Annotated in this window: 19 protein-coding genes; 7 read left to right on the top strand and 12 right to left on the bottom strand. The window is 50.1% G+C overall.

Annotation, left to right across the window (positions count from 1 at the left end; all coding sequences use genetic code 11):
• Positions 1-330: 330 nt before the first annotated feature.
• Together SK35_RS13255 and malX are read right to left on the bottom strand one after the other, a co-directional pair.
• Positions 331-1,503 carry a MalY/PatB family protein gene (locus SK35_RS13255; protein ID WP_048214258.1) on the bottom strand — a complete coding sequence of 391 codons (1,173 nt, stop codon included), beginning with the start codon at positions 1,501-1,503 and terminating at the stop codon, positions 331-333.
• Between the two features lie 10 nt (positions 1,504-1,513).
• Positions 1,514-3,106 (bottom strand): maltose/glucose-specific PTS transporter subunit IIBC, encoded by a 1,593-nt coding sequence (malX, locus tag SK35_RS13250; RefSeq protein ID WP_048214257.1) that lies wholly within the window; start codon positions 3,104-3,106, stop codon positions 1,514-1,516.
• 169 nt (positions 3,107-3,275) lie between these two features.
• Here malX and SK35_RS13245 point away from each other — a divergent pair, with 169 nt between their 5' ends.
• The gene (locus SK35_RS13245; protein ID WP_048214256.1) at positions 3,276-4,304 is read left to right on the top strand and encodes a Mal regulon transcriptional regulator MalI; all 1,029 of its coding nucleotides are present in this window, start codon (positions 3,276-3,278) and stop codon (positions 4,302-4,304) included.
• A 47-nt stretch (positions 4,305-4,351) separates the two neighbouring features.
• Here the strand turns inward: SK35_RS13245 and SK35_RS13240 are convergent, their stop codons facing one another.
• Both SK35_RS13240 and manA read right to left on the bottom strand, forming a co-directional pair.
• Positions 4,352-5,860, bottom strand: a complete 1,509-nt coding sequence (locus tag SK35_RS13240) for a YdgA family protein (RefSeq protein WP_048216319.1) — start codon at positions 5,858-5,860, stop codon at positions 4,352-4,354.
• A 106-nt stretch (positions 5,861-5,966) separates the two neighbouring features.
• Positions 5,967-7,142: a mannose-6-phosphate isomerase gene (gene manA, locus SK35_RS13235; protein WP_048214255.1), complete on the bottom strand. Its 1,176-nt coding sequence runs from the start codon at positions 7,140-7,142 to the stop codon at positions 5,967-5,969.
• A 262-nt stretch (positions 7,143-7,404) separates the two neighbouring features.
• Here manA and fumB point away from each other — a divergent pair, with 262 nt between their 5' ends.
• Complete coding sequence (gene fumB / locus SK35_RS13230) at positions 7,405-9,051, top strand: class I fumarate hydratase (protein WP_048214254.1); 1,647 nt, start codon at positions 7,405-7,407, stop codon at positions 9,049-9,051.
• Positions 9,052-9,192: 141 nt separating this feature from the next.
• Positions 9,193-10,596 carry a class II fumarate hydratase gene (gene fumC, locus SK35_RS13225; protein ID WP_048214253.1) on the top strand — a complete coding sequence of 468 codons (1,404 nt, stop codon included), beginning with the start codon at positions 9,193-9,195 and terminating at the stop codon, positions 10,594-10,596.
• Here fumC and tus read toward each other — a convergent pair.
• The 3 genes from tus to SK35_RS13210 all read right to left on the bottom strand — a co-directional run bounded on the left by tus (position 10,593) and on the right by SK35_RS13210 (position 13,648).
• Complete coding sequence (tus, locus tag SK35_RS13220) at positions 10,593-11,522, bottom strand: DNA replication terminus site-binding protein (protein ID WP_048214252.1); 930 nt, start codon at positions 11,520-11,522, stop codon at positions 10,593-10,595. The genes fumC and tus overlap by 4 nt on opposite strands.
• 73 nt (positions 11,523-11,595) lie before the next feature.
• Positions 11,596-12,897, bottom strand: coding sequence for a two-component system sensor histidine kinase RstB (rstB, locus tag SK35_RS13215; RefSeq protein WP_048214251.1), 1,302 nt, complete (start codon positions 12,895-12,897; stop codon positions 11,596-11,598).
• A 232-nt stretch (positions 12,898-13,129) separates the two neighbouring features.
• Positions 13,130-13,648, bottom strand: coding sequence for a hypothetical protein (locus SK35_RS13210; RefSeq protein WP_048214250.1), 519 nt, complete (start codon positions 13,646-13,648; stop codon positions 13,130-13,132).
• 234 nt (positions 13,649-13,882) lie between these two features.
• Here SK35_RS13210 and SK35_RS13205 point away from each other — a divergent pair, with 234 nt between their 5' ends.
• A complete protein-coding gene (locus SK35_RS13205) occupies positions 13,883-14,227 on the top strand; it encodes a DUF1294 domain-containing protein (protein ID WP_048216318.1) in 345 nt (114 codons plus the stop codon).
• A gap of 26 nt (positions 14,228-14,253) precedes the next feature.
• Here the strand turns inward: SK35_RS13205 and SK35_RS13200 are convergent, their stop codons facing one another.
• On the bottom strand, positions 14,254-15,045 hold the full coding sequence (locus SK35_RS13200; protein ID WP_048214249.1) for an MBL fold hydrolase: 792 nt from the start codon (positions 15,043-15,045) through the stop codon (positions 14,254-14,256).
• Between the two features lie 190 nt (positions 15,046-15,235).
• On the opposite strand from SK35_RS13200, the gene SK35_RS13195 reads away from it, so the two are divergent.
• Together SK35_RS13195 and SK35_RS13190 are read left to right on the top strand one after the other, a co-directional pair.
• Positions 15,236-16,078, top strand: coding sequence for an aminoglycoside phosphotransferase family protein (locus SK35_RS13195; RefSeq protein WP_048214248.1), 843 nt, complete (start codon positions 15,236-15,238; stop codon positions 16,076-16,078).
• Between the two features lie 120 nt (positions 16,079-16,198).
• Positions 16,199-17,227, top strand: coding sequence for a HoxN/HupN/NixA family nickel/cobalt transporter (locus tag SK35_RS13190; RefSeq protein ID WP_048214247.1), 1,029 nt, complete (start codon positions 16,199-16,201; stop codon positions 17,225-17,227).
• A gap of 52 nt (positions 17,228-17,279) precedes the next feature.
• On the opposite strand, the gene SK35_RS13185 is transcribed toward SK35_RS13190, so the two are convergent.
• On the bottom strand, positions 17,280-18,620 hold the full coding sequence (locus SK35_RS13185; RefSeq protein ID WP_048214246.1) for an L-cystine transporter: 1,341 nt from the start codon (positions 18,618-18,620) through the stop codon (positions 17,280-17,282).
• 246 nt (positions 18,621-18,866) lie between these two features.
• Positions 18,867-19,610, bottom strand: coding sequence for a two-component system response regulator RstA (gene rstA, locus SK35_RS13180; protein ID WP_003832842.1), 744 nt, complete (start codon positions 19,608-19,610; stop codon positions 18,867-18,869).
• A gap of 117 nt (positions 19,611-19,727) precedes the next feature.
• Here rstA and SK35_RS13175 point away from each other — a divergent pair, with 117 nt between their 5' ends.
• Complete coding sequence (locus SK35_RS13175; RefSeq protein ID WP_048214245.1) at positions 19,728-20,063, top strand: GlpM family protein; 336 nt, start codon at positions 19,728-19,730, stop codon at positions 20,061-20,063.
• On the opposite strand, the gene folM is transcribed toward SK35_RS13175, so the two are convergent.
• Both folM and SK35_RS13165 read right to left on the bottom strand, forming a co-directional pair.
• Positions 20,060-20,782: a dihydromonapterin reductase gene (gene folM, locus SK35_RS13170; protein ID WP_048214244.1), complete on the bottom strand. Its 723-nt coding sequence runs from the start codon at positions 20,780-20,782 to the stop codon at positions 20,060-20,062. The genes SK35_RS13175 and folM overlap by 4 nt on opposite strands.
• Positions 20,783-21,047: 265 nt before the next feature.
• Positions 21,048-21,527, bottom strand: coding sequence for a hypothetical protein (locus SK35_RS13165; protein WP_048214243.1), 480 nt, complete (start codon positions 21,525-21,527; stop codon positions 21,048-21,050).
• Positions 21,528-21,550: the final 23 nt, after the last annotated feature.

Raw genomic sequence — 21,550 nt, 5'->3', positions numbered from 1 at the left:
AACCGGGTAAAAAGAGAGGCTATAACGCTGATTACTAAAAGGGATATACCAAAGAAAAATGGATGTCGTTAGGGACAGGAGTAAAAAAAAAAGTTAAATTCTTTCTGTGAATGTTTATTTGTGTTGTATTCATGATTTTTATGTATATAAAACAGCGCTATATTTCGGCTATCTTCTCAGCTTTGTATTTTGTCTTTTTGATTTTTATTGCTGTTGATTTTGACTGGCAGGAAAAGTCAGGGAGGAATTGGTATTAAAAAAACGATAAAAAACAGATTTGTTTTTTTATATAAGGAGTTGCGCAATGAGTTCTTCATTGCGCAAGACTATTTAACGTATTGTGCGGATGGCGTTAATCAACCCCTTAACGCCTTTTTCAAGTTTGGAACGTGGACATCCGGCATTGAGGCGCACAAAACCGCGTCCTTCTTCTCCGTATGTGTATCCGGGCATGATGGCGACTTTCTGCTGATGGATGAGTGCTTCCTGCAGTGCGTGGTCATCAAGGTTGAGTGGACGCAAGTCAATCCATGCCAGATAGGTGGATTGCGGAACCTGCCAGTTCAGTTCGGGGAATGCGTCATTCAGTTCGTGTGCGATGTAATGCAGGTTACTGGCAAGATAATCCCGCAGCGCATCAAGCCAGCTAGCGCCCTGTTGGTAGGCTGCGATATGTGCGCTAAGCGCGAGCACTGCAGGTGAGGAAAGACCATCCCGACCCTTTAACGCACTGAGGTAATCGTTGCGACTTTGCTCATCCTCAATAATCCCGTAAGCCCCGGTTAATGCCGGAATATTGAAGCTCTTTGAACCGGAGGTGAACAGCGCCCAACTGTCGCGTGCGACGTTACTCCACGGGATGTGCGGCTGGTCTGCCCATACCATATCCATATGGATCTCATCAGAAATGACTTTTACACCGTGGCGCTGACACAGTTCCGCCATGGTTTCCAGTTCATCGCGCGTCCATACCTTACCGGTTGGGTTGTGCGGGCTGCAAAGCAGGAGAATTTTGCTTTCAGGCCGGGACAGAGCTTTTTCTAGTGCAACCATGTCGCAAAACCAACCGTCAGCGCGTTTTTCAAGTCCGACAGCGCATACCTGACGCTGATTACCTTCAATCGCTTTGTAAAACGCGTCGTAAGCCGGCGTATGAATAACCACCGCATCATCCACAGAAGACCACTGGCGGATCAGCTCCGATACCATATAGATGACCGAGGGGCCATAAACCAGCGACTGAGGATCGATTTGGGTATTATGACGCGATAGAAACCAGTGGCTAATCGCCGCCAGAAATTCATCATTTTTCCAGCGACTGTAACCCAACACGCCATGTGACAGGCGCTGAGCCAGCGCCTCCAGAATGCAGGGGGCGGTGGCAAAATCCATATCGGAGATGGTGAACGGCAGCAGGTCGGCTGAACCAAAACGGTCGGCAACGTAATCCCACTGGGTACACCAGGTACCATGCCTGTCCACAACCTTTGAAAAATCAAACATATTGTTGTCCTTAAGCCTGTACGGTGTGCATCAGAACTGCGATCTCGTCTTTCACTGACTGGACCTGCGGACCAATAACAACCTGAAGATTATGCTGATTGAGTTGCACTACGCCAATGGCGCGATTGTCCTTCAGTGCCTGTACGTTCACAAGCGACATATCCTTCACTGACAAGCGCAGACGGGTAATGCAGTTATCAAGGCTGACAATGTTTTCCGCACCGCCCAGCGCCGCTAGAATGGCAGGGACGTTGTAACCGGATTTACCCGGTGCTCCCGCCATGACTTTTTCGATATTGCTGGCAATTTCGACGTCCCGACCCGGGGTCTTCAGATTGAAGCGTGTGATGGCGAAACGGAAGATCACGTAGTACACCGCGAACCAGATCGCAGCTACGACAGGGACCAGATACCACTTGGTAGAGAGTCCGTGCAGGATGCCGAATACCACAAAGTCAATCAGGTTACCGTCCGTGTTACCGATGGTGACGCCTAGCACAGCCATCACGGTGAAACCAAGACCCGTCAGCAGGGCGTGGATTACATACAAAACAGGGGCAACGAACAGGAATAAGAACTCGAGTGGTTCGGTTGTACCGCCGATCACGCAGGCAATGAGACCAGAAATTAACAGCCCTTTAATTTTATGACGATTTTCAGGGCGAGCACAGTGGTACATAGCGAGCGCTGCCCCCGGCAAACCACCGAGGAACGCCGGCATTTTACCCTGCGACAGGAAGCGGGTTGCGCTTTCAGAGAAACCTTGTGTTGTCGGGCAGCTCAGTTGAGCCTGGAAAATAGTCAGTGCGCCGCTCACGCTGTGACCGCAGACTTCCTGCGTGCCGCCAGCTTCGGTGAAGCGAATGAGCGCCACCAGAATATGATGCAGACCAAACGGCAGCAGCAGACGTTCACCGGTACCAAACAGCATTGGACCAAATTCGCCCGCGCTGTTGATGATGTGGCCGAGCCCGTTAATGCCCATGGCGAAAACCGGCCAAACCAGGGGAATGACCAAGCCGACCAGTCCCATCACCACCGAAGAGATAATTGGTACAAAACGGGTACCGCCGAAGAAGGCCAGTGCATCCGGCAGGCGAATGTTGTGGAAACGTTCATGCAGCATCCAGACGATGATCCCGGCAATAACAGCGCCGAGGATCCCGGTGTCGATCGACTGGATCCCCAGGATATTCTGCACGTTGTTGGCCTTCAGGATCGCGGCATCGGTGGTAGGCAAGATACCTTTCGCGGTTAACCAGAAGTTGACGGCAAGGTTCATCACCGCATAACCAACAAAACCGGCAAATGCCGCTACGCCTTTGTTCTCGCGGGCCAGGCCGAGAGGTATGGCAATACAGAACATCACCGGTAAGAAGCTAAACGCAAATGAGCCTACTTTGCTCATCCAGGTAAAAATAGCCTGCAGTACCGGATTACCCAATGCCGGAATCAGCGTTAAGACATCATGACTACTTAACGAGCTGCCGATCCCTAACATGATCCCGCAGAATGAGAGCAGAGCCACGGGCAGCATAAAGGTTTTGCCCAACTGCTGGAAAAATTCCCATAACGTAATTTTTGGTGTGGTTCTCGTCGTCATCAAACGACTCCTCGTAAAAGCTAGCTGACTAATGATGGCGAGAAGATAAAACGTTTTACCTAATTTTAGTGCGGTATAAATCACATTATCGAACGATAATAGGGCGTATAAATATAAGTGATTGATAAAACGTTTTATCCGTCACGTTATCAGGGAGTTTTCCGTTTTTATGGCTATAGCCAAAAAAATAACCATCCATGATGTTGCGCTGGCCGCGGGCGTTTCGGTTAGTACCGTCTCATTGGTGCTCAGTGGAAAAGGCCGTATTTCATCCGCGACCGGCGAACGGGTGAATGCCGCTATTGAGCAACTGGGGTTTGTGCGTAATCGCCAGGCATCAGCGCTGCGTGGCGGCCAGAGCGGGGTAATTGGTTTGATCGTGCGCGACCTTTCCACCCCGTTTTACGCCGAGTTGACAGCGGGTCTGACGGAAGCATTAGAAGCGCAGGGGCGCATGGTTTTTTTATTACATGGTGGCAGAGATGGCGAACAGCTGGCGCAGCGTTTCGCTATGCTGCTTAATCAAGGGGTTGATGGTGTGGTGATCGCCGGGGCAGCCGGCAGTAGCGACGACCTTCAACAACTGGCCGCCGATAAGGGGATTCCGGTAGTGTTTGCGTCTCGGGCCAGCTACCTGGATGACGTTGACACCGTCAGGCCTGACAACATGCAGGCAGCGCAATTGCTGGTTGAACATCTGATAAGCCATGGGCATCAGCGCATCGCGTGGTTGGGGGGGCAGAGTTCTTCATTGACCCGCGCAGAGCGTGTCGGCGGCTATTGTACGACGTTGCTAAAGTATGGTTTACCGTTTCATAGCGACTGGGTGCTGGAGTGCTCATCCAGCCAAAAGCAGGCCGCAGAGGAGGTGACTGCGCTGTTACGTCGTAACCCAACGATCAGCGCAGTGGTGTGCTACAACGAAACCATAGCCGTTGGCGCCTGGTTTGGCCTGATGAGAGCAGGGCGTCAGAGTGGTGAAATTGGCGTAGATCGCTACTTCGAACAGCAGATCTCGTTAGCCGGGTTTGCCGATGTAGCGGAAAATGCACTGGACGATATCCCCATTATTTGGGCCTGCACGCCCGCGCGTGAAATGGGTTATACCCTTGCTGAGCGCATGCTACAGCGCATTGGGCACGATGATGGTCATTCACGTAACTTAACGCTTTCCGCCCGGCTGGTGGTGGCAAAATAAAAAAGGCCCGATAAACACACGGTTATCGGGCCGGTTGTCACGCGTATTTACTGTTGCGGAATAGCCGGGACATCCGGCTCGCCGAGAGAAGGCATACCGAACATACCAACAAACTCATCCAGCGACATTTTTTGTCCGTTTAACGTAACCTGGCCGTTTGCATATTGCAGGCTGGAGCCGATGACGTTGTCCTCCATCGTTGTAATACGGAACATCTGACCCATTGCCGCCAGGCCATTCACCTGTTGCTTCGCCAGATCGGCCGCTTGCTCCTGCTGATAGCCTTCAATTTTGGCAATCTGCGTCATGAACTCAGTCGCCATATCAACCGGAATCGTCAGCTTAGCATCCAGTGATTTGACCGAACGATCCACTTCCTGAGCCAGCGTTTGTGGTTCCTCAGTATTTGCTGTCGGATCTTTTAGCAGCAGTGACAGATTAAATGCGGTTTCACCTTTTGCATTTTTCCAGCTCAGCGGGGCAATGGTGATAGCCGGCTCGCCTTTCATCAGAATCGGCAGCGCATTGAAGAAGGCTTCAGTGACTTTTTGCTGATAAAGCTCAGGATTTTGTACCACATCAATCTGCGCCATCAGTGCCTTGGTTTGGGCACTATATTGCTGACTGAACTGGTGTAGTGCTTCACCGTCAATCTGGCCAACTTTCAGCGTCAGTTTACCGCTACCCATATCCTGACCCTGCAATTTCAGACTGTTCAGCGTGTAATCCAACTGGCTGTTGACAGTTTTACCGTCGTTGATCAGATCGGATTTACCATCAATACCCATGCCTTCCAGAACCGCCAACTCTTTACCTTCGACGGAAATCGACAGTTTATCGAGTGACAATTTCTGGTCGCCGATGCGCTCACCAAAGCTGGCAATACTGCTGGAACCCTCAGTTTTCAGGTTATTGAAAGTCATTTGTACTTTCTGGTCATACTCGTTGACCGCATTGACCACACCGCTTTGCGCATTGCCTGTCAGCGAGACAGCATTACCTTCTTTGTCTGCTGTAAACTGGAATTCCCCGCCGCTAAAGGCTACTTTTTCGTCGCCTTTCTCATAGTTCAGTGGTTTGAGGGAGAGATCGGAACGGGTATCGCCGCTGTAGCTGATACGGGAGTTAATGACAAATGGCGACTCACCTTTGGCAATATCAAACAGTGGTTTGGTAACGTCGTTATTGACCAGAGTCGTTTTCACGGAGGCCATAGCCGGGACCAGATTCAGTGATTTCAACTGAGCCAGCGGGAATGGACCGTGATCGACGGTTTCATTCAGGACAATACTTTGCCCCGGTTTTAGCCAGGAATCTGCCTGCCCGGCGATTGGTTTCACCACCAATTGCAGTTGGCTATTGAACACCCCGCGCTGGTAGTTTTGATAACTCAGTTCAATGCCCGCCTCAGGGGAGAAACGTTTTAACTGATTGTTTGCCTGTGTCACCATCTCGGCGAGATGCGTTTCAAGTTTCTTACCTGTGTACCAGGCGCCGCCCGTCCAGACGATACCCAGCGCAACCACCACACCCGCAGCTACCAGCGATTTTTTCATTTCGATATCCATAAAATAAAACCAGGCGTTTGAAGACGCCTGGAGGAGTGACATGTCTTTAACTCACTACAGCTTAGCAAGAGTTGTCAAAAATATCAGTATCTTGCTATAGCTTGTTATAAACCCGGGCTAAACGACCTGCGCCACTGATGTTAACCGGCGATTCATTCGCGCCAATAAAGGCCGATTCACCCGGTCGCAGAACCAGACGTTGCTCGCCTTTGCTCAGCACGGCCTCACCCTCGATGCAGAACAAAATGGCTGCACTTTGCTGGCTGATATCTGCGCCATTAGTAGTAAGGTCATGCAGGGAGAACGCAAAATCGTCAACCGGGATTGGGAAGTCCAGTTCACCATCAGATTCAACCGGCGTGGTCAGTAACTGGTTTGCTGGCTTGGCGACAAACTTCACGTTGGCGACCAGTTCCGGGATATCAATATATTTTGGCGTCAGTCCGGCACGCAGCACGTTGTCCGAGTTAGCCATCACCTCAAGCGCCACACCTTGCAGGTAAGCGTGCGGAGTTTCGGCAAATAAGAACATAGCCTCGCCTGGATTGAGTTTCACCACATTGAGCAGCAGCGGGGAGAAAAGCCCACTGTCGTTCGGGTAGACGTCGGCAATCAGACGGATGGTTTGCCAGGGTTCACCCTGCTGGCTGTTCAGCGCTGATTTCAGGATCGCCAACGCATGGGATTTCTCCTCATCCTGCATATTCAGCAAGCTGGCGAAAAGATAGCTCAGACGTTCCGCACTCGGTTCTTCCAGGAAATGTGCAATAGCTGGATGTGCGGCGGAAACGGGTTGTAACAATGCAACAATGTCAGAGAACTCGCGGAATGCGTTCATCGCCAGGAAAGGCGTCAAAGCAAATACCAGTTCTGGTTTGTGGTTAGGATCTTTGTAGTTGCGCTCGGTGGCATCCATCGGGATCCCCGCGGCGTTTTCTTTGGCAAATCCAATTTCAGAATTGTGCTTGTTAGGATGAACCTGAATCGAAAGTGGTTGAGCAGCGCAGAGTACTTTAAACAGGAAGGGCAGTTCACCAAAACGTTGCGCTACGGCTTCGCCTAGCAGTGCGGATTTATCGTGCTCGATAACGTCGCGCAGAGCAACCGTCTGACCGTCAGCGCCCAGAACATGCGAACTGCTTTTCGGATGCGCGCCCATCCACAACTCAGCCATCGGTTGCTGAGTGGGGTTGGCAATGCCATAGAGTTCCGTTAACGCCGTTTTACTTCCCCAGGCGTAGTTCTGCACTGAGTTGATGAGTTTTTGCATTATCAAGCCCTGTTTCAATGTTGAATTTTCTACGGCTATTAAACCAAGAAACCCTGAGGGAAGTAACCTGCACATGTAAAAAGTCGTACTTGTCTCAGTTTTTGTTAAAAAAATGTGTAGGATATGGTGACTCGCTTTTAATACCCTGAGTAATTCCGGTTGCAGAAAGCTCTTCCTTCTACAACCGGATCTGCGGCAGGGAAGCAGGGCAATGGAACATCTGCCCAGAGAATAACCAGACCGAGCAGTAAGTGAGAGCACAATGTCAAACAAACCCTTTCATTATCAGCATCCTTTCCCCCTCAAAAAGGATGATACCGAATACTATCTGCTGACCAGCGACTATGTCTCTGTTGCCGAATTTGAAGGGCAGGAGATTGTTAAAGTTGCACCGCAAGCCTTAACCCTGCTGGCTCGTCAGGCCTTTCATGATGCGTCGTTTATGCTGCGTCCCGCACATCAACAGCAGGTAGCTGATATTCTGCGTGACCCGGAGGCCAGCGAAAACGACAAATATGTGGCCCTGCAATTCCTGCGTAACTCTGACATCGCGGCAAAAGGCATTTTGCCGACCTGTCAGGACACCGGAACTGCGATTATCGTGGGTAAAAAAGGTCAGCGTGTCTGGACCGGTGGGGGCGATGAGGAGGCGCTGGCACGAGGCGTCTATAACACCTACATCGAAGACAACCTGCGCTATTCACAAAACGCAGCGCTGGTTATGTATAAAGAGGTGAACACCGGTACCAACCTGCCAGCACAAATCGATTTGTATACCGTCGACGGAGATGAATACAAATTCCTGTGTATTGCCAAAGGTGGTGGTTCGGCGAACAAAACCTATCTGTACCAGGAAACCAAAGCGCTGCTAACACCGGGCAAATTAAAAGATTACCTGGTTGAGAAAATGCGTACGTTGGGCACTGCGGCTTGTCCGCCGTATCACATCGCGTTCGTAATCGGTGGAACATCGGCAGAAGCCACGCTGAAAACGGTCAAACTGGCTTCTGCAAAATACTACGACGAATTGCCGACAGAAGGTAACGAACATGGTCAGGCATTCCGCGATGTAGAGCTGGAAAAAGAGCTGCTGATTGAGGCGCAGAATTTGGGGCTTGGCGCGCAGTTTGGTGGGAAATACTTCGCGCATGATATCCGCGTGATCCGCCTGCCGCGTCACGGCGCGTCGTGTCCGGTTGGTATGGGTGTTTCTTGCTCAGCCGATCGAAATATCAAAGCCAAGATCAACCGTGAAGGTATCTGGATCGAAAAACTGGAACATAATCCTGGCAAATTTATACCGGAAGAGCTGCGCCAGGCTGGAGAGGGCGAAGCGGTACGCGTTGACCTCAATCGTCCGATGAAAGAGATTCTGGCTCAGCTTTCCCAGTATCCGGTTTCCACGCGTCTGTCGCTCAACGGCACAATTATCGTTGGCCGTGATATTGCGCATGCGAAACTGAAAGAACGTCTGGATAACGGCGAAAGTTTGCCGCAGTATGTTAAAGATCACCCGATCTATTACGCAGGTCCGGCAAAAACGCCGGAAGGCTATGCCTCTGGTTCGCTGGGGCCAACCACTGCCGGACGTATGGACTCGTATGTTGACCAGCTTCAGGCCGCTGGTGGGAGCATGATTATGCTGGCGAAAGGCAATCGCAGCCAGCAGGTGACCGATGCTTGCCATAAACATGGCGGCTTCTATTTGGGCAGTATTGGCGGCCCCGCCGCGGTGCTGGCTCAGGGCAGTATCAAGAGCCTGGAGTGCGTGGAATACCCGGAACTCGGGATGGAAGCCATCTGGAAAATTGAAGTAGAAGATTTCCCGGCATTTATCCTGGTAGATGACAAAGGCAACGATTTCTTCAAGCAAATTCAGACGTCGCAGTGCGCACGCTGCGTTAAGTAACGTCAGCCGCCCTTCGGGGCGGTTTTTTTTACCGCACGAACCACCAAACGACAGTTTTATCCTCGTTAATACTCATAAGACCAATGCAAATGGGCAATGTCGAAACATAACCTAATCAACTGTTAATGTAAGGAGCAGGTAATGGTAACGGTACGCCGCGAGAATGATTCAATGGGGGCGATTGATGTTCCTGCCGATAAGCTTTGGGGCGCGCAAACCCAACGTTCGCTGGAGCATTTTCGTATCTCTACGGAGAAAATGCCGGTCTCGCTGATCCATGCGCTGGCGCTGACGAAACGCGCCGCGGCAAAGGTTAACCAGGATCTGGGGCTGCTGGCGGAGGATAAAGCCAGGGCTATTATGCAGGCTGCAGATGAGGTGTTGGCAGATAAACACCGCGATGAGTTTCCACTGGCCATCTGGCAAACCGGCTCAGGCACGCAAAGCAATATGAACATGAACGAGGTGCTGGCAAACCGGGCCAGCGAATTGCTGGGCGGCGTGCGGGGGATGGAGCGAAAAGTACACCCCAACGATGATGTCAATAAAAGCCAAAGCTCGAACGATGTCTTCCCGACCGCAATGCACGTTGCCGCACTGCTGGCGCTGCGTAAATCTTTGATCCCAAAATTAAATGTGTTGACTAAAACGCTCAGTGATAAGTCCCACGCTTTCGCCGATATCGTTAAAATTGGTCGTACACATCTGCAAGATGCAACTCCACTTACGCTTGGCCAGGAGATTTCCGGCTGGGTAGCAATGCTTGAACATAACCTCAGACACATTGAAAACAGTTTACCGCATGTGGCAGAACTGGCGTTGGGGGGAACCGCGGTAGGTACCGGACTGAACACTCATCCCGAATACGCCCGCCGGGTCGCGGATGAATTGCGGGTCATTACCTGCGCGCCGTTCGTTACCGCTCCGAATAAATTTGAAGCGCTGGCCACCTGCGATGCCCTGGTTCATGCCCACGGAGCGCTAAAAGGACTGGCAGCGTCGCTGATGAAAATCGCCAACGATGTACGCTGGCTGGCATCTGGCCCGCGCTGTGGTATTGGCGAAATTTCAATTCCGGAAAATGAACCGGGCAGCTCGATCATGCCGGGTAAAGTCAATCCTACCCAGTGTGAAGCGCTGACCATGCTTTGCTGCCAGGTGATGGGTAACGATGTCGCCATCAATATGGGCGGGGCGTCAGGTAACTTTGAGCTCAACGTCTATCGACCGATGGTCATCCACAACTTCCTGCAGTCGGTACGCCTGCTGGCGGACGGTATGGAAAGCTTCAATGAACATTGCGCGATGGGAATCGAGCCCAACCGTGAACGAATAGATCAACTGCTCAATGAGTCGCTGATGCTGGTGACCGCGCTCAACACCCATATCGGTTACGATAAAGCGGCTGAAATTGCCAAAAAAGCGCATAAAGAAGGGCTGACGCTAAAAGCCTCCGCTCTGGCGCTGGGATATCTAACCGAAGCGGAGTTCGACAGCTGGGTACGTCCGGAACTGATGGTTGGCAGCATGCGGCCAGGCAGTTAATCCGCAACGTACAGGTGCAGCCGGGGAATAATCAATCTCAACGGCTGCGCCTGAGGTTTAAAGCGATGCTGAACGTTATCGGCATCGTAATTCAGTAACTCGCCGATATCCGGTACGGTCATACCGTTGTCGTTATTAAGCAAAGCAATCAGTGGCGTCGGGCAGGCATATTGCACCTGTTTTTGCTCTCCTTTGTACCAGACTCGGGCAATAGGCTGCACTTTTACCGGCCTTTTAATTTTCAGGCGGGCCTGCTGCGGTAAGGTGGCGATATCCTGATATTCGCGTTCAAGCTTCGCCTGCCATTCTTCACGTGTCCAGGGATGTACGCTGCGCGGTGAGGTCAGGCTTTTTTCCAGTTGCTGCAGTACTTCATCGCGTTTCAGGTTTTTAATAATGTGCTTGTTAGCCCAGCCGAATCGCAGGGTGGCAGGATCTCTGACAACGGTGAGCGTGCGATAGGCATTCAGTGTAATCAGCCCCGGCAGGTGGCGATGCACCCATTCGAAACGTGCTGCCGGCGCCAGCCCTGATTCTACTGTAACAATGCGCTCGAAGGTGGTTTTCAACTGGTTTATACGCTGGACTTGTTCTTCCAGAGCACATTGCCCCGCATTATCAACCTGGTAGCACAATACACCCGGTAGGCGGACGGCCGCTTTGCTGCTGCGGTTTTCGGACTGCTGCTGAATAAACAGGTGACGGTAATGACGCAGTGCCAGCGCTTCAGCCTCTTTGCCTAAATGCTGCTTAACATCAATGTTTTGCAGAGGGGCATGCTCTGCCTCTTTGACCACTTCCGGTAACGAGAATACGCGGGCAATAAGCAGCGTTTGCTGCAACAGGTTTTCGTTCAGAAGCGCCAGTTCTTGTTCCATCTGGCGAAAGGTGCCGTTCAGGCGGTCAACGAGATCGTAACGGGCCATAGATTTACCATTTTAGTTACAACATACTTTTTTATAACACAACATCCACCGCCTGGCCACCGAGCAGAATAGGTCAGGCAGCCGAAATTTCAGGAATGTTATGCCAGACGGGCCAACGGAAAGTAAACCGGGCGCCGCCAAGTTCACTTTTATCACAGACGACCGTCCCTCCCATAGCCAACGCTATTGAGTGGACGATGGCTAACCCAAGCCCACAACCCCCGGTCGCCCGATCACGGCTGGGGTCAAGGCGTACAAACGGTTCAAAAACCTGTTCGCGAGCGTCTGGTGCAATACCGGGGCCGTCGTCTTCCACTACCAGCGTGGCTTGATTGCCGTTCAGCAGCAGACTGGCCACCACTGTAGACTGGCAATAGCGTAGGGCATTGTTCAGCAAATTATCCAGGACCCGCTCCATCAGGCGCATATCCAACGCGCCGTAGTCGCCAGTTTCGAGATGACGTAAGTGCACCTCACGGTCAGGATTCACGCTTTGCACATCCTCCAGATGGGTGGTTAACCAAGCAGGCAAGTCCGGTACACTGAGCTTCAGTTCATTTTGCGGGCGATCCAGGCGGGCGTAGGTCAGTAACTCTTCGATCAACGCTTCCAGTTGGCCAATATCACGATTCAGAGCCTGAGATTCCTGCTCGGTGAGGTTATCACTCATTTCCAGCCGGTAACGTAAACGTACCAGCGGGGTACGAAGCTCATGGGCAATACCATCGATGAGCTGTTTTTTACTGGCGATCAGCGCATTGATATTGTCGGCCATTTGGTTAAACGCTACGCCCAGGCGCTCAAAGCTGGAACCGCTGTCAAAATGAAGGCGTTCACTCAGATGACCTTCACCAAAACGTTGTGCGGCGGATTCGAGTCTGAGCATTTCCTGCCAGTGCGGGCGCATCCAGATCAGTACCGGGAAGGCCAGTGAGATAGCAATAAACGCCATCAGCGCGATGTCCAGCAAGCGCATTTGATGAAGAAAGTAGAGGTAGGGAACCGGGCCGACAGCCAGCACGTAATGGCTGCGAGGAATGCGTTGAATAAAGGTATATTGATCGTCAAGTGCCACAATATCGCCTTCGCGCAAACGCTGCATGGTTGGGGCATCCAGTGTGTACTTATTCAGCGGTTCAACGCGCAGGTCAAATGAGAGGTTTAAATCCATCTCCTTCAGCGTTTTACCCCAGTCGCGTGGCGGGATTTCACGTAGTTCACTGCGCATCAGGTACAACGAGCTTTTCATCAAATCGTCGAGCGACTGTCTGCCTGCGCGTTCTGCGGTGAATTTGTATACCAGACCGACCAACAGGGTCATCACCAAAAAGCAGACAAACAGCAGGAGGTAAAACTGCACAAACAGTTTCTTCATAAAAAATCACCGAACGCTCAATAAGTTAGCGAGTGCACGTGTCCCTCAGGGGAAAAAAGTGGGCACAGCGGTATCCGCCGATGCGTGGGTTCAGAAAGGTTCTCCGATCACCATCCGGCGTGCTTGTCCACGCAGAGTACACTGTATATCTCTTTTCTGCATTCTTATGGCTCCTACGGGCGCGGAATGACCTTTCGCTGGATCACGCATTGCTTTCTACGCTGTAAGTTAATCAAAATCGGGATGGGGTTGTTCTGGCGTATGTCACGACCGCTCCTAAAAGGTTACTTCGTTTCTCAACGTAGATGGTGTTGTTATATTCGTAGTTCCCTTCGGGATAGCAAATTCTGATGTTAGTCCCGAGATCCGGATCGTCAACATCAGCCCCCGAACAGCTTTTAGAACTTCCTGTAGCATAGACGTATGTGGCGGTATAGGACGAGGGGACACCCGGAATAAACCAGGTTATCGCCATAACCATGATCACTGAAAACAGCACCATGGCAATGCTGATGCCACCAAATAATTTCAGATAGGTTTGGAAGGGACTTTTTTTCATTATCCCATTACCTACCAGAAATAAGGTAATTAACAATGACACTGCCAGAGAAATAAGCATGAGGTATTTGGATGTGAGCGGGTAGAGAAATGTCACTCTGTATATCGTTACCTTCCACCAATAAAAGAGAAAAATTGCGCCGAGAGATGAGACGGTAACAAAAAACAAATATGGATATGAGTATTTTCTCATCCTTGTGGCTCCAGAACAATTTCTCCATTTGGGTTTAATAAATTACCATTTGTTTTGAATAATGAAAACGCCTCTCTTGTTTGAATTGTTAGGTACGCCGCAGACCAGAGAATTTGCGCTATCTTTGGGGATATAGGCATAATAAAAAAATGGATATTCTCACCCGTGGCAGGGATGACTGACCTTGCGTATAATGCGTGCCTATACTTCCTGAAAAGTGCTGTGACTGAAAATATGAATCTCAATCGCTGCTGTTATTCGCTACTCATTTTCGCAGCGGTCGGCTGCATTTTCACCGCTTATCCTCTTGTTATATGGTTTCTACTCGCCAACGTTTTGACGTTGCTGTTATACGGCGTGGACAAAATGGCGGCACGCAAGGACTGGCGCAGAGTGCCGGAATCCACATTGCTGGTGTTTGGCGTTGTGGGCGGGTGGGGCGGCGCGATAGCGGGTCAACAAATCTTTCGCCATAAAACACAAAAGCAGCCTTTCAAAACCTACTTCATTATCAGTGTTATAGTGAGTATTTCTGTGATGGGCATGATTTATAAGCTATATCCATTTTTACTCTCCTGAGCATGGTTGGTGAATAAACTGCCGGTTTATTTGAGGCAGGAAATATATTTTTCACCTGAACGGCGCACAATTTCATCGGCATTTTGCGTAATATCTTTACCTTCAAATGCGCCGTAAAGTTGCTTAAATTTCACTGTTCTCAGGCGTTGGATGATGTCGCTGACGGTGGCGGCTGGCAACGGTAGCATATTGGGGTAGCTCCACATAAATGAGACTGCATGGGCACCTGGTGTAACTTGAACGATGTCGCCAGAAAGCACGACGCCTTCGTCACGCGCCCAGTGCAGGACGCAGCCGCCAGCAAAGTGCCCGCCGAGACGTATCATCGTGACGTCACGGGTTAACTCAATGGTGTCGCCATCCCAGAATCTAATCCACGGGCTGTCACGCATTACCCACCCTCTGTCGCTGGCATGAAGGTAAATCGGCGCGTTAAATTCCGCAGCCCAGTCCTGCATGGTGGTGTAGTAATGAGGATGCGAAATCGCGATAGCCTTAAGGCCGCCAAGGGACGTTATTAGCGTTTTTGTGGCATCGTCGAGCGTGGCAATGCAGTCCCACAGAATATTTCCTTCTGGGGTACGCACAAGAAACGCGCGCTGATCAATTGCAAAATCAGGAACGGTGCGGATGCTGAGGAGGGTACTGTCGTGTTGCTTCCACTTATTTGTATGCGATGCACACAGGGTGTCAAAATCGATCCATTTCTGCCCGCTTGTGGGGACATATTGACGTTCATCCAGGCAGATATCGCAATGTTCCGGATGGGCGCCAGTTACCTCATAGGATGTTCCACAGGTTTTGCATAACGTGATCATCGTGTCCTCCTCATATACCGAACACAGTCAGCATGGCACACAGATACACAAGGATGTGCCTGTTAGTGCTCTACCCGATAAGTCAGTGATGATGGAAGCGGGGGGTTGTGGCTCAACCAAAAGAAAACAGGAATAATGCCGACACGGATCCTTTTGATTACCATCTTCCAGAGAAAAATGAGGATATTGTTTGGAAAATCGTTTGTTCAACACCTGGCTCAACCGTTGGGGGCTCACTCCAGATGGTGAACCGTTTGAAACTCACACATCGCAGCTTTTACCTGTGGTGGTAGTCAAGAACGGTCAGAAAGCCATACTAAAGATCACCGACGATGACAGTGAACGGATCGGCTGTGAACTCATGGTCTGGTGGAACGGAAATGGCGCAGCGAAAGTACTTGCTCATGCAGTAGGGGCGATTCTGCTGGAACGTGCGACAGAGACATGGTCTTTAGCGGACATGTCCTGGACTGGCAACGATGCGCAGGCCTGTCGCATTATTTGCCATGCTGCCAGTAGACTCCATCTCTCCCGAAATGCGTCTACGCCTGCGTTAACACCTCTGCACCATTGGTTTCGCGATCTGGCTCCTGTCGCGAAAAAGCATGGCGGTATCCTGACGCGTTGTGCTGCGGTGGCAAACTTACTGCTATCTTCACCCCATGATGAAGTCGTATTACATGGCGATCTACACCACGGCAATATTCTTGATTTCGGAACGAGAGGATGGCTGGCTATCGATCCCAAAGGGCTGGTGGGCGAGCGTGGCTTTGATTATGCCAATATCTTTACTAACCCCGATCTTGCCGAACCTACCAGACCTGTCGCCATTGAGCCGGAAATATTCACGCAACGAGTCAACATTGTGTCTGAAATCGCCAGAATTGAACGGCAGCGTTTACTGATGTGGATTGTTGCCTGGTGTGGGTTGTCGTCCGTCTGGTTTCTGCAAGAGGGTGACAGCGCAACGGTACCTCTGCGTATTGCGGAGCTAGCGATGGCAGAACTTGCTTCAGGTGGTAATCAATTTTGATCTACGACACTGGGTTAGTAATTCTTAAGAGTTATCATTAGCCTGGTAAACGTTGTATTAATCAATCAATGAACGGCGGTGTGGTGTGTTGTTGAGCGAAAATTTGACAGGCCGGAAACAATGAACGCATTGTTTTCATTATTAAAAAAACGCCCGAATATTCTTTTGTTGATGGTCTTACTCATCGGGGCAAACATCTTAGCGTGGCTGTGGGCTTTCACCGCGTTTAGCAACAATACTTCCTTACTGGCACTGAGTCTGATTGCGTGGTGCTATGGTTTGCGCCATGCCGTTGATGCCGATCATATCGCCGCGATAGACAGCGCGACGCGTAAACTCATGCAGCAGAAAAAACGTGCCCTGACAACGGGGGCCTGGTTTTCTCTGGGACACTCTACCATTGTGGTGCTAGCCAGCATTGGCATTGCGCTAACTACCAGCGTGTTTAAGCAACATATGGCATGGTTTCAGAATGTCGGTGGTCTGATAGGAACTACGGTTTCTGCCGTATTTTTGCTGATTCTGGCTACCATCAATCTCATTATTTTCTGCCAGGTCTGGAAGGCATTCCGCCATCTTAAACGCACCGGTACTTACGATGGCACCACGGAAGACATTACAGTTTCAGGCCCTCTGAACTGGCTTTTCCGCTCAGCGTTTCGGCTGGTAGGTAAAGACTGGCATATGTATTTTGTCGGCTTTCTGTTTGGTCTGGGATTTGATACCGCCACTGAAATTTCTCTGCTGGGAATTTCTGCTTCAAGCGCGTCCAGTGGCATGTCGATTTGGTCAATTCTCGTGTTCCCGGCGCTGTTTACCTGCGGTATGGCGTTAATTGATTGTCTCGACAGTATTCTGATGGTTGAGGCCTATGGATGGGCATTCAATAAGCCGCAACGTAAGCTCTATTACAATATGACCATTACCGGGACTTCCGTGATTGTTGCGCTATTTATTGGCGGGCTGGAGGCGCTGGGACTTCTCTCTGACGCGTTTTCGCTTCAGGGTGGTTTGTGGGATACCGTCAGCAATTTGAGTGACCATATGGGGAATGTCGGTTTTGCGATTATTGGCGTCTTTATCGGCTGTTGGATTATCTCCGCCGTAAACTACCGTTGGAAAAAATACGACGGACTGACGTTTAGTTGACACAAAAGAAAGCCTTCCAGGAACAGGAAGGCTTTGATCTTTTTAGGACTGACTAATTCGCGTTCACGGGTTGTGGTTTTTCAGCACTCTTTTTCAGGAGCCTGTTAGCCAGCACGCCAGACATCATCGAACCGTTCACGTTTAATGCCGTTCTGGCCATATCGACGACAGGCTCGATAGCAATGAAAATCCCCACCAGCGCGACCGGGAAGTTCAGCGTTGAAAGGACGATCAGCGCAGCAAATGTTCCGCCACCGCCGACACCCGCCACTCCAATAGAACCCAGCGCAATCGCAGGCAGCATGGCGAGCAAAAAATGTACTGATAGCGGATCGATCCCAATTGTTGGAGCAATCATCGCCACCATAATAGCCGGATAGATCCCGGCACAGCCGTTTTGACCCATGCTGGAGCCGAATGAAGCTGCAATATTAGCTATGGTGTTTTGCACGCCAAATTTTTCTTGTGCGGAAATAGCCAGTGGAATAGATGCTGCACTGCTGCGTGAAACAAATGCAAAGGTTAAAACTGGCCAGACAGTTTTAAAATAGTGAACGGGATTATTACCGCTCAGAACCAGTATCAGTGCGTGGACGATAAACATCATCAGAATCGCAAGGTAACAGGCAGCAATAAAGCCTAACAGACTGGCAAATTGTTCAAATCGATACGCGGAAAATACGCCTGCCATTAATGCCATCACACCATAAGGGGTGAGGGCAATAACGATACGCACCATTTTCATCACCCAAATCTGGATAGCGTTAATGCCAGCACTTAATTTTTTACCTTCTTGCGGGGCGTCTTGTTTGACCTTTAATAATGCCACGCCGGCAAGCAGGGTGAAGATAACAATGCCAATGACGGAAACGCTTCTGGCTCCTGTTAGATCAAGGAAGATATTCGTTGGGATCAGAGATGTAACCAGTTTAGGCAGTGAAATGGCGGCAGTTTTACTCACATCGTCTGCCGTCAGTGTGGACTGCATATGAACAAACGCACTGGCGTCCAGACCTAATACATGTGCAGTCAACAGCCCAATAAAACCGGCAATCATTACCAGACAGAGCATGCATCCGACAATGGTTAACGACATTTTCCCAATGCCAGCGCTGTTTTCGAGCTTATTAATGGCTGAGAGAATAGAGATGAAAATCAGCGGAACCGCAACCAGCTTCAGTAAATTAACATAACCGTTACCGATAACATTATACCAGTCGATAACTGTTTTACTTTCGTCAGCAGCAATGAGATGCAGGGATAAGCCGATAACGGCACCCATAAAAATAGCGATGAAGACGCTTTTTGAAAGAGAGTGACTTTTTTGGTTGATTCTAAAAATTGCCCATGAACAAACCAAAAAGAACGCGATATACGCGAGCGTTACGAACATATTGTAGCCTCTTGCCTCATTCAGCACCTGAAATGCCGGAAAGAGATTTGTTAGTGCGAAAAAAACCTATGAACCATAAGGGTTCAGGACCGCGACGGATTATAGGGAGGGGGGAGGGTAACAGCCACACAAAAAGTGTGGAACGGCGTCGGATGGCGTTTATATGCCTGTTCTGTAGACGATTTTACGTGACGGTGTAACGTATTGTGAACAATCCCGCCGACCAATGAGATCGGCCCGGTTGGATTACTTCTGCGGCTCGTCGTCCCAGGCGTGCGGTGCAAACAGATAACCTTTGTTGCGTACCGTTTTGATTCGATAGGGTTCAGTCGCGTTATCGAGCAGTTTTTTGCGTAAGCGGGAAATCGCGACATCGACGCTGCGATCCATACCGTCATAACTTACGCCGCGCAGGTTCTTTAGCAACGCATCACGGTCCATAATCTGCCCGGCATGGGTTGCCAACTCCCACAGTAATTCAAAATCAGCGGTGGAAAGAGAGATTTGCTCGCCGCCGAGCAGCACGGAGCGGTTGGTGGGATCGATAGTGAGTGTGCCAAAGCGCAGCGTTGTGTGCGGAGTGATGGTTGCCGCTTGAATGCCTTTAGACTGTGCTGAGTGTTCATTCTGGCGCAGGTGCAGGCGCAGACGAGCCAGCAGCACAGCTGGCGGCGTTGTCTTCAGAATGTAGTCACAGGCACCCATTTCCAGCGCCAGGATATGGTTCATGTCGCTGTCCAGCGAGGTGAGCAGGACAATCGGGCCTTGCCAGCGTCCGCGTAAATCGCGGCAGATAGTCATCCCGTCTTTGCCCGGCAGCATGATATCTAATAACACCAGATCGGGTTGAACATGCAGGATTTTCTCCTCGGCCAAATCACCACGAGGTTCAAGGATAACCTCAATATCATGCCGGGCCAGATAGGCTGCAATCAGTGAGCCAACTTCGGGATCATCTTCAACAAATACGATGGTGTTCATATCATTCATTTTGAATATAAAACGCCAACATACACCGCCCCGGTTTTTCCTTCCATTAATCTTTTCTAAACAAGAACGCTTCCGTTATGCTAGAGGCTGATGTTATTGATGTGTTAAGGCAGAGTGATGGGACTCGTTATAAAAGCGGCGCTCGGTGCGCTGGCGGTGGTGTTGATTGGTTTGCTGGCGAAAACAAAGAATTACTATATTGCTGGATTAATTCCACTGTTCCCGACGTTTGCGTTGATTGCCCACTACATCGTGGCCAGTGAGCGTGGGATCGAGGCGTTACGTACAACCATTGTATTCAGTATGTGGTCGATTATTCCCTATTTTGTCTACCTTGTTTCACTGTGGTATTTCACCGGGTTTATGCGCTTACCCATCGCGCTCGGCGGTGCAGTAGTGTGCTGGAGCCTGAGCGCGTGGTTGCTGATCTTTTGTTGGATCAAACTGCACTAACGCAGATGACGCCCGCCATCAAGGGCAAAACTACGTCCGGTGACAAAACAACTGGTTAGTAGGTAGTCAATTAAATCAATGACCTCTTTTTCACCAGGCGCGGTTTTCATCAGTGATTTGTTTAGTGCCTGCTGGCGATACTCTGCATCGTCGCCCTCGTTAAACAAGATAAGTGAGGGGGCAATCGCGTTCACTTTCACTTCCGGTGCCAGTTTGCGCGCGAACGAGCGGGTCATATTATCCAGCGCCGCTTTACTGGCAGCATAAGCAATGTGTTTGTCGCTGCCACGCTCCACAACATAATCCGTAAAATGGATGATGTCGCTGGCTGCGTGCCCATGACCGCGTAGCAATCCTTCCAGCGCGTGGTTGAGCAGGTAGGGCGTATTGACGTGGATCTGCATCATGCGTGACAGTACTTCGCTGAGCGGTGTGCCGGGTTTTTCGGCGACCCAGGCGCTGGCATTGTGCACAATGGCGCGCAAGCCATCCGTCTGTGCTTTGACCTCATCAGCAAAGGCCAGCACGCCTTCATCCGTGGAAAAGTCAGCCGGGATACAAATCGCGCCCGCTTCTCGCAGGCCGTCAATGGCAGGATAGTGAGTTCGGTAGCTGACGATAACTGGCTGTTTTTGGTTCAGAAAGTGCCATGCGACGGCGAGGCCGATACGACGACCACCTCCGGTGATAAGAATTGGCAAAGGAGGTTTTTTACCCATTGTTATACTCAGGCTCCATTAAAAACAGCATTTTACAAGAGAAAGGGTGTAAGTGGTGTATGAAACATTGGCGATCAGTGCAAACTCATTTGTACACAGTAGCACACAGGAATAAAGTTGTTGGGGTTTGTTACAGCATCCTGATTTAGCGGTGAGCACATTTTAGTCGGGCTATAGTTGAAGGAGTAATAGAGAGAGGGGGATTAACGTAATAGAATGATTAGTCATTAAAAAAGGGAACCAGAAAACAGGCTCCCCATTGTAGCTACGTTTTCCTAAGCTCTCTCAGTTTATCCATTATTTTATTGAATTCTTCTGTGAACTTTCTGCGATCTCTTTCTTCTGCTTCTTGTAGAATACGTTCTGCTTCAATCCTTCTTGCTTCAATCAATCTTTGTTCTCGTTCTTTAATCTGAATCTTCAATCTCTGTTCAAATTCTGATATGTCGATAGAAGCAACAATCACCGGATTCTCTAGGAGTTGGTAGAGTGGGGAAAATAAATCTGAATACTGATCTACAGCGTCTTCTGGCGGTGGTGAACGATAGAAGGTTAAACCTTTTCTCCATCGTGATAGTTGTGCATAGTTCAGCTTAGGTTTCTTGCCTGTGTCTTCATATGCCTCTTTCACAGCATCTAACACAGCGGCAGGTTTTACGTCCTTGCTTATCTTTAACGCTTCTTTCATTCGGCGTTCTTGTGGCTGTGTGCTGTCTCCGAGTAAGATCAGATTTACGTTCTTCATTGTCTACCCTTAAATGATTAAGG

It is taken from the genome of Citrobacter sp. MGH105 (assembly GCF_001037485.2).
Lineage (GTDB): Bacteria > Pseudomonadota > Gammaproteobacteria > Enterobacterales > Enterobacteriaceae > Citrobacter > Citrobacter portucalensis.
The sequence above is the reverse complement of the archived record's forward strand: the minus strand, read 5'-3'. Positions and strand labels throughout refer to the sequence as shown.

Coding starts and splice junctions, on each gene's coding strand:
- SK35_RS13255 (WP_048214258.1), bottom strand. CDS start 1,503: ATGTTTGATTTTTCAAAGGTTGTGGACAGGCATGGTACCTGGTGTACC.
- malX (WP_048214257.1), bottom strand. CDS start 3,106: ATGACGACGAGAACCACACCAAAAATTACGTTATGGGAATTTTTCCAG.
- SK35_RS13245 (WP_048214256.1), top strand. CDS start 3,276: ATGGCTATAGCCAAAAAAATAACCATCCATGATGTTGCGCTGGCCGCG.
- SK35_RS13240 (WP_048216319.1), bottom strand. CDS start 5,860: ATGAAAAAATCGCTGGTAGCTGCGGGTGTGGTGGTTGCGCTGGGTATC.
- manA (WP_048214255.1), bottom strand. CDS start 7,142: ATGCAAAAACTCATCAACTCAGTGCAGAACTACGCCTGGGGAAGTAAA.
- fumB (WP_048214254.1), top strand. CDS start 7,405: ATGTCAAACAAACCCTTTCATTATCAGCATCCTTTCCCCCTCAAAAAG.
- fumC (WP_048214253.1), top strand. CDS start 9,193: ATGGTAACGGTACGCCGCGAGAATGATTCAATGGGGGCGATTGATGTT.
- tus (WP_048214252.1), bottom strand. CDS start 11,522: ATGGCCCGTTACGATCTCGTTGACCGCCTGAACGGCACCTTTCGCCAG.
- rstB (WP_048214251.1), bottom strand. CDS start 12,897: ATGAAGAAACTGTTTGTGCAGTTTTACCTCCTGCTGTTTGTCTGCTTT.
- SK35_RS13210 (WP_048214250.1), bottom strand. CDS start 13,648: ATGAGAAAATACTCATATCCATATTTGTTTTTTGTTACCGTCTCATCT.
- SK35_RS13205 (WP_048216318.1), top strand. CDS start 13,883: ATGAATCTCAATCGCTGCTGTTATTCGCTACTCATTTTCGCAGCGGTC.
- SK35_RS13200 (WP_048214249.1), bottom strand. CDS start 15,045: ATGATCACGTTATGCAAAACCTGTGGAACATCCTATGAGGTAACTGGC.
- SK35_RS13190 (WP_048214247.1), top strand. CDS start 16,199: ATGAACGCATTGTTTTCATTATTAAAAAAACGCCCGAATATTCTTTTG.
- SK35_RS13185 (WP_048214246.1), bottom strand. CDS start 18,620: ATGTTCGTAACGCTCGCGTATATCGCGTTCTTTTTGGTTTGTTCATGG.
- rstA (WP_003832842.1), bottom strand. CDS start 19,610: ATGAATGATATGAACACCATCGTATTTGTTGAAGATGATCCCGAAGTT.
- SK35_RS13175 (WP_048214245.1), top strand. CDS start 19,728: ATGGGACTCGTTATAAAAGCGGCGCTCGGTGCGCTGGCGGTGGTGTTG.
- folM (WP_048214244.1), bottom strand. CDS start 20,782: ATGGGTAAAAAACCTCCTTTGCCAATTCTTATCACCGGAGGTGGTCGT.
- SK35_RS13165 (WP_048214243.1), bottom strand. CDS start 21,527: ATGAAGAACGTAAATCTGATCTTACTCGGAGACAGCACACAGCCACAA.